The organism is Nonomuraea sp. NPDC049758, assembly GCF_040674635.1.
GTDB lineage: Bacteria > Actinomycetota > Actinomycetes > Streptosporangiales > Streptosporangiaceae > Nonomuraea.
Map to the genome: position 1 here is coordinate 105,146 of NZ_JBFAMZ010000016.1, position 12,601 is coordinate 117,746.

Annotated in this window: 5 protein-coding genes (1 of these 5 only partly in view); all 5 read left to right on the plus strand. The window is 74.8% G+C overall.

Annotated features, from left to right (window positions below):
- Tightly spaced (each overlapping or abutting the next), the 5 genes in view from AB0J46_RS35175 to AB0J46_RS35195 form a layout consistent with a single transcriptional unit that may run on beyond the window.
- On the plus strand, positions 1-1,491 hold the full coding sequence (locus tag AB0J46_RS35175; RefSeq protein WP_364338403.1) for a thioesterase domain-containing protein: 1,491 nt from the start codon (positions 1-3) through the stop codon (positions 1,489-1,491).
- Complete coding sequence (locus AB0J46_RS35180; protein ID WP_364338404.1) at positions 1,488-6,098, plus strand: amino acid adenylation domain-containing protein; 4,611 nt, start codon at positions 1,488-1,490, stop codon at positions 6,096-6,098. The genes AB0J46_RS35175 and AB0J46_RS35180 overlap by 4 nt, the downstream gene beginning before the upstream one ends.
- Entirely contained in the window at positions 6,095-11,503 is a 5,409-nt protein-coding gene (locus AB0J46_RS35185; RefSeq protein ID WP_364338405.1) for an SDR family NAD(P)-dependent oxidoreductase, read from the plus strand. The genes AB0J46_RS35180 and AB0J46_RS35185 overlap by 4 nt, the downstream gene beginning before the upstream one ends.
- Positions 11,500-11,715: an MbtH family NRPS accessory protein gene (locus tag AB0J46_RS35190; RefSeq protein WP_364338406.1), complete on the plus strand. Its 216-nt coding sequence runs from the start codon at positions 11,500-11,502 to the stop codon at positions 11,713-11,715. The genes AB0J46_RS35185 and AB0J46_RS35190 overlap by 4 nt, the downstream gene beginning before the upstream one ends.
- A protein-coding gene (locus AB0J46_RS35195; RefSeq protein ID WP_364338407.1) for an amino acid adenylation domain-containing protein crosses the window boundary here: on the plus strand, positions 11,708-12,601 show its beginning. 2,247 nt of this gene lie beyond the right edge of the window; 894 of the gene's 3,141 nt are visible here — the first part of the coding sequence; the start codon lies at positions 11,708-11,710; the stop codon falls past the right edge of the window. Before AB0J46_RS35190 ends, AB0J46_RS35195 begins: the two co-directional genes overlap by 8 nt.

Genomic DNA, 12,601 nt, shown 5'->3' on the forward strand with positions numbered 1-12,601 from the left:
ATGCCAGAAGAACAGCCGCTGTCCGAGACACCGTTCGCCTCGCTGACGCGATACCCGCCCGGCGCTCGGACCCTCTTCTGCCTCCCCTACGCCGGTGGGGACGTCACCGCCTTCTGGGCGTGGCGGCAGGCGTTCGACGGCGTCCTGGACGTCCGGGTGGCCATGCTGCCCGGCAGGGAGGGCCGGGTGGCCGAGCCCGGAGCCCTCTCCCCCGAGCTGATCGCCCGGTCCGTCGCCGCCGTCGTCGCCCGGCAGCGCACGCCGTACTCGATCTACGGGCACAGCATGGGCGGCCGGGTCGCCTTCGAGGTGGTCCGCGAGCTGCGGCGGCTCGGCGTGCGGGCGCCCGAATGCCTCTACGTCGGCGCCGCGCACCCGCCGGAGCGCCAGGAGACGCTGGGACGGTGGACGGGCCTGGGCGACGAGGACCTGGTCGACGAGCTCATCCTGCGGCTCGGCGCGCCCGCGGAGTTACGCACGCAGCCCGAGGTCAAGGCCCTGCTCATCCCCGCGCTGCGGACGGACATGGAGTGGCTGCGCCACTACCGCTTCACCCGCCAGAAGCCCCTGGACGTGCCCATCGTCGCCTTCGCCGGCGCGCACGACCAGGAGGTCACCCACCCGACCATGCTCGCCTGGGCCCGCCACACCTCCTCCACCTTCCGCCTGCACACGCTCGACGCCGCGCACCTCTTCCTCGCCACGCACGGTGAGGAGGTGGCGCGGACGATCGCGGCCGGCCCCGAGCGGAGCCTGGCCGCGGACGAGGTGCACGTCTGGCTGGCCGACCTCGACGAGCTGCCCGAGATGTGCGCGTCCCTCGACGAGCTGTCGCCGCGGGAGGCGGCGCGGGCGGCCAGGTTCCGGCAGGAGGACGGCCGGCGCGGGTTCGTCGGCAGGTCGGTGCTGCTGCGGCGGCTGCTCAGGGAGTACGGGGTCGAGCCGGGCCTCGCCGAGCCGCCCGGCCGGTCCGGCGGCCTGCCGTACGGCGGGACCGAGCTGACCTACAGCGTCGCCCAGTCGGGCGGGCTCGTGCTGGTCGCACTGGCGACCGGCCGGCATGTGGGCGCCGATCTGGAGCGCTTCCGCCCGCCGGCGGACGAGCAGACGTTCTTCGAGCGGATGCTGGACGAGCGGGAGCGCGACGAGTTCGCCGCGCTGCCCGAGGAACTGCGGTTGCACAGCGCGTTGCGCACGTGGACGGCCAAGGAGGCGCTGCTGAAGGCGTCCGGTGACGGGCTGCGGGTGGATCCGGCGCGGTTCGGGTTCGCCGGGCAGCGTCCGGGCCGGACGTGGGTGCCCGAGGCGTCCCCCGAAGTGGGCACTGAGGCGGAGTGGCTGGCGGACTGGCTGGCGGGGTGGCGGGTGACGCACCTGCCGCTGGGCCGGGCGATGGCCGCGATCGCCGTGCGCGCGCCGAGCTTCCTGCTGCGTTTCGAGACGGTACGGCAAGGCCGACTGGTACGGCCGGGTGTGGAGGCCGCAGGATGACACTCCTCAGCAGTCTGATCACGGCTCAGGCCGCGCGGACCCCGGACGCCCCGGCGGTCCGGCAGTGGGAGAACGTGCTCACCTACGCCGAGCTGGTCGAGCGGGCGTGGGCGCTGGCGGCGCGGCTGCGCGAGCTCGGCGTCGGGCCGGAGGCGCGGGTGGGGTTGTGCACCCGCCGCACCCCGCTGATGCCGGTGGCGGTGCTGGCCGTGCACCTGGCGGGCGGGGCGTACGTGCCGCTGGACCCGGGGCATCCGCGCCGGCGGCTGGATGAGGTGCTGGCGGACGCCGGGATCGCGGTGGTCGTCGTGGACGAGCGCGGCCACGAGCTCCTGGACGGCTGCGCCGCCACGCTCGTCGACGCCTTCCAGCCGGGGCCGGCCGAACCCCGGGAGAGCGGCGCCGTCGCGGGCAACGCGGCGTGGGTGATCTACACCTCCGGCTCCACCGGACGGCCCAAGGGCGTGGTGGTGAGCCACGCCAACGCGGTCTTCTTCGTCACCGCGACCGTCGCGCGCTTCGGCCTGGACGCGAGCTGCAGCTCGATGGCCTTCTCCGCGCTGGGCTTCGACGCCTCGATCATGGACATGGTCCTCCCGCTGACCGTCGGCGGCTGCGTGCAGCTCGTGCCGGACGAGGACCGCGTGGACCCGGCCCGGTTGCAGCACTTCCTGGAGCAGCACGACGTCACCTGGGGCTACCTCCCGCCCGCGCTGCTGCCGCTGGTGGACCCGAGCCGGCTGCCGCACCTGCGGGACGTGGTGACGGCGGGCGAGCCGCCCCCGCCCGAGCAGGTGGCCCGCTGGTCGGCGCACACGCGTTTCCACAACCTGTACGGCCCGACCGAGCTGACCGTCGTCGTGGTGGGCGGCGAGTTCCGCGGCGTGTGGGAGCGTCCGCTGCCGATCGGCCGGCCGTTGACCGGCTGCCGGGCGTACATCGTGGACGAGGACATGAACGAGTGCCCGCCGGGCGTCCCCGGCGAGCTGCTGATCGGCGGCCCGCAGGTCAGCCGCGGCTACCTGGACCGGCCCGCGCTGACGGCCGAGCGGTTCGTGCCCGACCCGTTCTCCGACGAGCCCGGCGCGCGGCTGTACCGGACCGGCGACCACGTCGCGTGGCAGGAGGACGGCCAGATCGCGTTCATGGGGCGCCTCGACCGCCAGGTCAAGGTCCAGGGGCAGCGCGTGGAGATCGGCGAGGTGGAGACGACGCTGCGCGCCCATCCCGGGGTGCGGCAGGCGGTGGTGGACTTCGCGGGCGAGCTGGTCGCCTACGTGACGCCCGAGGACGCGCCCGACCTGGCCGCCCTGCGCGAGGACCTGGCGGTGCGGCTGCCGCCGTACATGCTGCCGACCAGGCTGGTCCGGCTGCCGCTCCTCCCGCTGAACGCCTCGGGCAAGGTGGACCTGGCCGCCCTGCGGGCGCGGTCGCAGCGGGAGCGGGGTACGGCGAGCGGGCTGGCCGGGATCTGGGCGCGGGTGCTGGAGGCGCCCGTCCCGGACGACGAGGACGACTTCTTCCAGCGCGGCGGCCACTCGCTGCGGGCGATGCGGCTGGTGGCTGCGGTGCGCGCGGAGCTGGGCCGGGTGGTCTCGGTCCAGGACGTGTACGAGGGCCGGACCTACGGCGCGCTGCGCGCGCTGGTGGCGGGCGCGGAGCGGGCGTCCGCCGCCGCGCCGCCCACCGGCAGCCCGGCCGCGTTCTCCCCCGCCCAGCGCCGGATGTGGTTCGTCGAGCAGCTGGCGCCCGAGTCGGCCGCGCACAACATCGCGATGGCCGAGCGGATCCGGGGCCCGCTCGACGTCGCCGCGCTCCGCCGGGCGCTCACCGCCGTGGTGGCGGCCCACGAGGCGCTGCGCTGGCGGGTGGCCTCGCGCGACGGGATCCCCGACGTGACGGTCGCGCCGCCGCGCGAGGTGCCGCTGCCGATCGACGACCTCTCCCCCGCCGAGCTGGACGCGGCCCTGCAGAAGGAGGCGCGGGACCGGTTCGACCTGACCGCCGGGCCGCTGTTCCGGGCCCGGCTGCTCCGGCTGGCCCCCGACGAGCACGTGCTCTGCCTGACCGCGCACCACCTGGTGTTCGACGGCTGGTCGCAGGACGTGCTCTTCCGCGGCCTGTCGGCCGCCTACCGCGGGGAGCCGGTCGAGGCGGGCGAGCACACGTTCGCCGACTACGTGCGCTGGCTGCGCGCGAACGGCGACGGCCAGGCGCTGGGCTGGTGGCGCGAGCGCCTGCACGACGCCCCGCTGGTGCTGGACCTGCCCAGGGACGCGGCCAGGCCGCCCGCGCAGACCTTCCGCGGCGCCGCCGTCCGGGGCGAGGTGGACGCGGAACTGGCCGGCCGGGTGGCCGAGCTGGCGGCGGAACTCGGCACCACCCCGTACGCGGTGCTGCTGGCCGCCTTCGGACGCCGCCTGGCCACCCTGGCGGGACGGGACGACCTGGTGGTGGGGGCGGCCTACGCCGACCGGCCGCACGTGGCGTTCGAGTCGCTGGTGGGGATGTGCGTGCAGGTCCTGCCGCTGCGGCTGCGCCCCCGGGGCGACTTCGCCGGGCAGGTGACGGCGTGCGCGGCCGAGCTGAACGCCGCGATCAGGCACCGGGACGTGCCGCTCGGGCAGCTGCTGGAGTCGCTGCGCCTGCCGCGCGACCTGAGCCGCAACCCGATCACGCAGGTCATGTTCAACATGTACAACTTCGCACAGGCCCATCTGGACCTGGACGGCTGCGCGAGCGAGACGCTGCGGCCTGGGCTGCCCGGGGCGCTGTTCGACCTGACGATGTACGTGGGCGAGCAGCGCGGCGGCTACGCGCTGGAGCTGGTCTACAACCCCGACCTGTTCTCCGCCGAGCGCATGACGGCGCTGGTCGACGGCTATGTCGAGCTGCTCGGCGAGTCGCTGACCGGGCAGCTGCGACCCGATCCCCCCGACGCCGAGTTGCCGGCCTGGGACGGGCCCGGCCTGCTGGAGCTGGCCGGCGACGCGCACGCCGGGGCGCGGCGGCGGACCGAGGCGGCGCTGCGCGGCGCGGGGGTCGAGCCGGGGGCCGTGGTTGCCGTCGTCGCCTCCCGGGTGCCCGAGCTGCCGGGGATCCTGCTCGGCGTGCTGGCGGCGGGGGCACGGTGGGTGGTGATCGACTCGGCCTATCCCGCCGCCGTCCAGGAGCGGCAGATCGCCGCCGCCGGAGCTCGGGCGGTCCTGCGGGACGACGCGGTCGAGCTGCGCGAGGGCGGCGCCCTGCTGCCGGGTCCCGGCTACCTCTCGATGACCTCGGGCACCACGGGCGACCCCAAGGCGGTGGTCACCGGCGAGCGGCCGCTGGCCCATTTCCTGTCCTGGTACGTCCGCACCTTCGCCGTCGGGCCGCACGACCGGTTCGCGCTGCTGCACGGGCCGGCCCACGATCCGGCGCTGCGCGACATGTTCGTGCCGGCCGTGGCGGGCGCCGAGCTGTTCGTGCCCGAGCACGAGCTGGTCCGCGATCCCGGCAAGCTCGTCACCTGGCTGCGCGAGCACGCGATCACCGTCCTGCACCTGACGCCGCAGCTCGCGGCGATGCTGGCGGGCACCGGCGGCACGCTGCCCGACGTGCGGCTGGCCGGCGTGGGCGGCGACCTGTTCACCGGCGTGCAGGCGGCCCGGCTGCGCGCGCTCGTGCCCGATGCCCGGATCGTCGCCTTCTACGGCACGACCGAGACGCCGCAGGCGCACGCGTGGCACGAGCTCGCGGAGCCGTACCCGGAGGTCGTGCCGATCGGGCGGCCCGTCGAGGGCAGCGAGATCATCGTCGTGACGCCGGACGGCAGACGGGCCGGTGTGGGCGAGCTCGGCGAGGTGGTCGTCCGCAGCCGCCACCTGGCCGACGGCTACCTGGATCCGGCGCTGACCGGCCGGCGCTTCGCCGGCGACCGGTTCCGCACCGGCGACCTCGGCCGGCGCAACCCCGACGGCACGATCACCCCGGCGGGGCGCGCCGACGACCAGGTGAAGGTGCGCGGCTTCCGGGTCGAGCTGGGCGAGGTGGAGGCCGCGCTCGCCGCCTGCCGGGACGTGCGCGCCGCCGCGGCCAGGGTCGAGGACGGCACGCTCGTCGGCTACGTGGTGCCCGCCCGGCCTGGCCTGGCGGCGCACCGCCTCCTGGACGAGCTGCGCGGCGCGCTGCCCGAGCACGCCGTCCCCAGCGAGGTGGTGGCGCTGCCCGCGCTGCCGCTGACGCCCAACGGCAAGGTGGACCGCGCCGCGCTGCGCGGCCGTCCGGTCGAGCAGCCGAAGGCCGGCGGCGGCCTCGACGGCCCCACCCAGAAGACGGTCGCCCAGGTGTGGCGCGCCGTGCTGGGCGTGCCGCGGCTCGGCCCCGACGACAACTTCTTCGAGATCGGCGGCCATTCGCTGGCCGTGGCGGCGGTGCAGGCCCGGCTGCGGGCGGCGACCGGCCGCGAGATCCCGATCACGGAGCTGTTCAGGCATCCCACGATCCGGACGCTGGCCGCTCATCTCGATGGAGCGGGCGGCAGTCCGGGGCTGGACCGGGCGGCGCGCCGCCTGGCCTCACGGCGAGACAGGTTGAGGAACCGCAACGAGAAGGGGATTGCCCCATGACGGACGAGCCCACGGCCGAGCCGATCGCGATCATCGGCTTGTCGTGCCGAGTCCCGGGAGCGGGTGACGCGCAGCAGTTCTGGCGCAACCTCGCCGACGGCGTCGAGTCGCTGACCACGTACACCCTGGAGGAGCAACGGGCGCTGGGCACGGCGGAGAGCCTGCTGGCCGACCCGAACTTCGTGCCGGCCGCCATGACGCTGGACGACTACGAGGGCTTCGACGCGGCGTTCTTCGGCATGTCGATCAGGGAGGCCGAGGTCCGCGACCCGCAACACCGGCTGTTCCTGGAGCTGTCGCACACGGCGCTGGAGGACGCGGGCTACGACCCGTTCCGCTACCCGGGCGAGATCGGCGTCTACGCCGGGACCGGGACGGACACCTACCAGTGGCGCAACATCCGCAGCAACGCCCAGGCCCACAAGAACGCCGGCTGGCTGGCGGTCATGGTGGGCAACCACGTCGACTACTGCGCCACGCTCACCTCCTACAAGCTCGACCTGCGCGGCCCCAGCTACACCGTGCACACCGCGTGCTCGACCGCGCTGGTGGCCTTCCACATCGCGTGCGAGGCGCTGCGCAACGGCGAATGCGACATGGCGCTGGCCGGCGCGGCCATGCTGGACCTGCCGCAGGGCGAGGGCTACATCTACGACCAGGACGGCATCGTCTCCCCCGACGGGCACACCCGCTCCTTCGACGCCGACGCCGGCGGCACGACCTGGGGCAGCGGCGGCGGCGTCCTGGTGCTGAAGCGGCTGTCGGAGGCGATCGAGGACCGCGACAACATCCGCGCGGTGGTCCTGGGCAACGCGATCAACAACGACGGCGCGGGCAAGGTCGGCTTCTCCGCGCCCAGCCTGGACGGCCAGGCCGCGGTGATCGCGCAGGCGCTGGGCGTCGGCGGCGTGGATCCCCGTACGGTGACCTACGTCGAGGCGCACGGCACCGGCACGGCGCTCGGCGACCCGATCGAGGTGGCCGCGCTGTCCAGCGTGTTCGCCCAGCACACGAGCGACACCCAGTGGTGCGGCATCGGCTCGGTCAAGAGCAACATCGGCCACCTCGGCCAGTCGGCCGGCGTCCCCAGCCTGGTCAAGACGGTGCTGGCGCTGGAGAACAAGCTGATCCCGCCGACGTTGCACTTCAAGAGCCCCAACCCCAAGATCGACTTTCCGGCGAGCCCGTTCTACGTCGTCTCCTCGCCGACGAAGTGGGAGCGCGACGACTTCCCGCGCCGCGCGGGGGTCAGCTCGTTCGGCATCGGCGGCACGAACGCGCACGCCGTGCTGGAGGAGGCCCCGCCGCGCCCGTCGCTGCCCCGCGAGCGGCCCGCGCACCTGCTGAAGCTGTCGGCCAGGACGGAGTCGGCGCTGGCCGCGGCGCGCGAACGGCTGGCCGCGCACCTGGCCGCGCACCCCGAGACGGACCTGGCCGACGCCGCGTTCACGCTGCGCGTGGGCCGCCGCGAGCTCAAGCACCGGGCCGTCGTCGTCGCCACCTCACCGGGCGACGCGGTGGCCGCGCTGTCCGACCCCAGGCGGACCGTCACCGGCGCCAAGCCGAAGCGGCCGGCGCAGGTGGCGTTCCTCTTCTCCGGCCAGGGCGCCCAGTACGGCGGCATGGCCGCGGAGCTGTACCGCAACGAGCCGATCTTCCGCGAGGCGGTCGACGAGTGCGCGGCCGTCCTGGACGTGCGCGACCAGATCTTCGCCACCGGCGAGGAGGCCGACGAGGCGCTGCGGCAGACCTCGCTCACCCAGCCCGCCCTGTTCACGGTGGAGTACGCGCTGGCCAGGCTCTGGCTCTCGCTGGGCGTCGAGCCCGCCGCGATGATCGGCCACAGCATCGGCGAGTACGCGGCGGCCACCGTCGCCGGCGTCTTCACCCTGCCCGACGCGATGCGGCTGGTCGCGGCGCGCGGCCGGCTGATCCAGGCGCTGCCGCCGGGCTCCATGCTGGCCGTGCAGCTCATGCCCGACGAGATCGCGCCGATGCTGCCCGACGACGTCTCCGTGGCCACCGTCAACGGCCCCGGCACGTGCGTCGTGTCCGGCCCGTCGGAGTCGATCGCGGAGCTGGCCGAGATGCTGGAGGAGGAGGGCATCGGCTGCACCCGGCTGCGCACCTCGCACGCCTTCCACTCGGCGATGATGGAGCCGATGCTGCGCGAGTTCCGCGAGCTGGTCGCGGCGGCCCGTCCGGCCGCGCCGAGCCTGCCGTTCCTGTCCAACGTGACCGGCACCTGGATCACCGCCGCGGAGGCCACCGACCCGTCCTACTGGGCCAGGCACGTGCGCGAACCGGTCCGCTTCGGCGACTGCGTCTCGACGCTGCTGGCCGACGGCGAGTGGATCATGATCGAGTGCGGGCCGGGCCGGCAGCTGTGCGGCCTGGCGGGCACCCAGCTGGCCGCCGGCGCGATCGCCCCGCTGCCGTCGCTGCCCGGCCCGCGCGACCGGGCCGGTGACGTCGCGGTCTTCTCGCAGGCCGTGGGCGCGCTGTGGGTGCACGGCATCGAGCTGAACGACTTCGGCGCCCCCGGCTTCCGCGTCTCGCTGCCGGGTTACCCGTGGGAGCGGCAGCGCGCCTGGATCGACCCCGACCCGCAGGGCGCCTTCGCCGGCGGCGTCGCCCACCCGCAGCAGGCCGACGGCCCCCTGCCGCCCGAGCGGTGGTACGGCGTGCCCGTCTGGCACCAGGCGCCGGCCCGTCCGGGGACGCCGTCGCCGGTCACGCGCTGCCTGGCCTTCGTGGACGAGGACTCGGCCGCGCTGGCCGACGCGCTGCGCGCTTCCGGGGCCGAGGTGCTGGAGGTGCGGCCGGGCGCCGCGTTCGGCGCCTTCGACGGGCACTTCACGGTGCGGCCGGCCGTACGGGAGGACTACGACGCGCTGCTGGAGGCGGTCGGCGAGATCCCCGAGCGGATCGTGCACGCCTGGGCGCTGACCGGCGGCGAGCAGACGTGGGCGGCGCAGGACCGCGGCTTCTTCGGCGTCCTGGGTCTCGTGCAGGCGCTGTCGGCGGCCCAGCCGCCGGGCGGGGTGCAGCTCGACCTGGTGACCGCGGGCACGATGGACGTCGTCGGCGGCGACCTGACCAGGCCGGAGCACGCCACGCTGGCGGCCTTCGCCCGGGTCGTCCCGCTGGAGACGCCGTGGCTGCGCGTCCGCCACATCGACGCGCCGGACGGGGACGCGAACCGGCCGGCGGCGGTGCGGGGCGTCGCCGCCGAGCTGGGCCGGACGGCCGAGCCCGGCGAGGCCGGGCTGCTGGCCCCGGTCGCCCTGCGCGGCGGGAAGCGGTGGCTGCTCGGGTACGAGCAGGTGGAGGTGACCAGCGAGCCGGGCGAGCCGCGCGACGGCCAGGTGTACGTGATCACCGGCGGTCTGGGCGGCATCGGCGTCTCGCTGGCCGAGGACCTGGCGGCGCGGGCCCGCGTCGGCATCGTCCTGCTGTCCAGGAGCGGGCTGCCCGACGGCCCGCCGCGGTCGGCCCGCGAGGCGCGCGCCGCCGAGGCGATCGGCCGGATGGAGGCCGCCGGGGCGCGGGTGCTGGCCCTGGCCGCCGACGTGACCGATCCGGCGGACATGCGCCGGGTCAGGGACGAGACGCTCGCCGCCTTCGGCCGGGTGGACGTGCTCGTGCACGCGGCCGGCCTGCCCGGCGGCGGCATGGCCCAGATCAAGGAGCGGGAGGCGGCCGAGGCCGTGCTCCGGCCCAAGCTGCTCGGCACGCTGGCGCTGCAGGAGGCGTTCGGCGACCTGGAGCTGGAGGCCGTGGTGCTCTGCTCGTCGATCACCGCGGTGGCCGGCGGGTTCGGGCAGATCGACTACTGCGCGGCCAACAACTTCCTCGACGCGCACGCCCGCGCCGGACGAGGCTGGAACGCCGCCCAGATCGTCAGCGTCAACTGGGGCAGATGGCTGGAAGTCGGCATGGCGGTGGAGACCGCGGCGCCCGCCGGATTCGTCGCGTTGCAGCGCGGCGACCGGATCAAGGCGCTCGACCACCCGGTCCTCGACGCGCGGCACGCCGGCGAGATCGGCGGGCTCGACTGGTGCAGCGGCACGCTCTCGCCCGGCACGCACTGGGTGCTGGACGAGCACCGCATCGCCGACGTGCCGGTGCTGCCCGGCACCGGCCACGTCGAGCTGGCCAGGACGGCCGCCGAGGCGGTGCTGCCCGACGGCGGGCTCGTCGAGCTGCGGGACGTGGTGTTCGTCGAACCGCTGTCGGTGGCCGACGGCGCGACCGCCGAGGTACGGGTGCTCTTCACCCCGGAGGCGGACGGCGCCGAGTTCCAGGTGCAGAGCATCATCGGCGGCTCGCACCGCACCCACGCCAGGGGCACGGCGGCCAAGGTGAGCCCGCCGCCCGCCGACCGCGTGGACCTGCGCGCCATCATGGACCGCTGCGTGTCCTCGGCGGACGAGCAGGGCGGCGTCCCGCTGTCTGGCCTGCTCACGCTGGGCGCGCACTGGCACCGGACGCTGACCGCCACGCATGTCGGCCGGCAGGAGGCGCTCGGCCTGTTCGAGGCCAACGACGCGCTGATGGCCGACCTCGACCGGTGGGGGCTGCACCCGGCCCTGCTCGACGCCGCCACCACCTTCAGCTGGGTCGCGGTCGAGGGCCACTACCTGCCGCTCGGCTACGGCCGCATCACCGTGTTCGGCAGCCTGCCCGAGGCGTTCTGGAGCCATCTGCGCATCACCAGCACCGACACCGACGAGGTGCTGGTCGTCGACGTCACGTTGATCGCGCCCGACGGCACGGTGCTGGTGCAGATCTCCGACTACGTCCTGCGCAGGATCGACACCGAGGCCGTGGTCTCCGGGGTCCGCTCCAGCGCCGGGTCCCAGGTCGCCGCCCCGGCCGCGGCCGCGTCGCCGGCCGGTGCCGACGACGCGGCCGGCATCAGGCCGGCCGAGGGGGCCCTCTCCCTGCGCAGGCTGCTCGCCGCCCCGCTCGGCCCCCAGGTCGTGGTGGCGGCCAGCACGGTGGCCGAGCTCGTCGCCGGCGTCGGCTCGCTGACCCAGGAGACCGTCGAGAGCGAGCTCGATCCGGCGGCGGTCGCCGACCGGCAGGACAAGGCGCCCGCCGAGGGCTACGTCGCGCCGCGCAACGACGCCGAGGCCACGATCGCCCGCCTGTGGGGCGAGGTGCTCGGCGGCGACCACATCGGCGTCGACGACGACTTCTTCGAGCTGGGCGGCAACTCGCTCATCGCGGTCCAGCTGATCGCCCTGATCCGCAAGGAGCTCGGGGTCCGGCTGCCGATGCGCAATCTCTTCGAGGAGCCGACCGTGGCCGGGGTCGCGGCCCTGATCGACGCCGCCACGGCCGCCGCCCCCGAGCCCGCCACCCAGACCATCCCCCGCCTCCCCCGGAGTTCCGCATGAGCGCAGAGACCAGCACAGAGACCAGCACGGACACCAAGGTCGTGCGCAACGACGAGGAGCAGTACTCCATCTGGCCGGCCGGCCGGGACAACCCCTCCGGCTGGTACGACGCCGGTTTCTCCGGCACCAAGGACGCCTGTCTGGCGCACATCGAGCAGGTGTGGACCGACATGCGGCCGAAGAGTCTGCGAGAGGCCATGGACAGTGAGTGATGCCTTCCCCGCATCCTCCGGCCAGGAGCGGATGTGGTTCCTTTCGCGCTTCGAGCCCGATCTGGCCGTCTACAACATCGGCATGGTCATGCCGATGGCGGCCAGGCAGCCGGTGGACCCCCGCCGGCTGGAGCGGGCGATCGATCTGGTCGTGCGGCGTCATGAGGCGCTGCGCACCACGTTCGACTTCCGGGACGGGCAGGTCGTGCAGATCGTCCACCCCGGCGCGCCGCCCACGGCGCTGACCGAGACGGACCTGAGCCACCTGCCGCGGGCCGCCGCCGAGGCGGAGCTGGCCCGCCTGGCCAGGGCGGACGCGGTGCTGCCGTTCGACATGGAACGGGCGCCGCTGTACCGCGGCCGGCACGTCAAGCTGGCCGAGGACGACCTGCGGCTGGCCGTCGTCTTCGACCACACGATCTTCGACGGCGTCTCCTCCATGGTCTTCATGGACGAGGTGGAGGAGTGCTACGACGCGCTCGGCGAGGACCGGCCGCCGAAGCTGCCCGAGCTGCCGATCCAGTTCGCCGACTTCGCCGTGTGGCAGCGCGGCAGGTTGTCCGGCGAGTTCCTGGAGACCGAGCTGGTGCACTGGCGCGAACGGCTGGCCGGGGTGCCCGCCGACCTCGCCCTGCCGGGCGACCGGCCGCGGCCGGCCCGCCGGAGCTACCGCGGCGGGATCCGGCTCGGCGCCTACTCCCCCGAACTGTCGGCGGCCGTGGAGCGGCTGGCCAAGGAGCTCAACACGACGTTGTTCACGGTGATGCTCACCGCGTACGCCGCCGTGCTGTCGCGCTGGTCGGGGATCGACGACATCGTGGTGGGCACGCCGGTCGCGGGCCGGCTGCTGCCCGAGACCGAGCCGGTCATCGGCATGTTCGTCAAC

Coding starts and splice junctions, on each gene's coding strand:
- AB0J46_RS35180 (WP_364338404.1), top strand. CDS start 1,488: ATGACACTCCTCAGCAGTCTGATCACGGCTCAGGCCGCGCGGACCCCG.
- AB0J46_RS35190 (WP_364338406.1), top strand. CDS start 11,500: ATGAGCGCAGAGACCAGCACAGAGACCAGCACGGACACCAAGGTCGTG.
- AB0J46_RS35175 (WP_364338403.1), top strand. CDS start 1: ATGCCAGAAGAACAGCCGCTGTCCGAGACACCGTTCGCCTCGCTGACG.
- AB0J46_RS35185 (WP_364338405.1), top strand. CDS start 6,095: ATGACGGACGAGCCCACGGCCGAGCCGATCGCGATCATCGGCTTGTCG.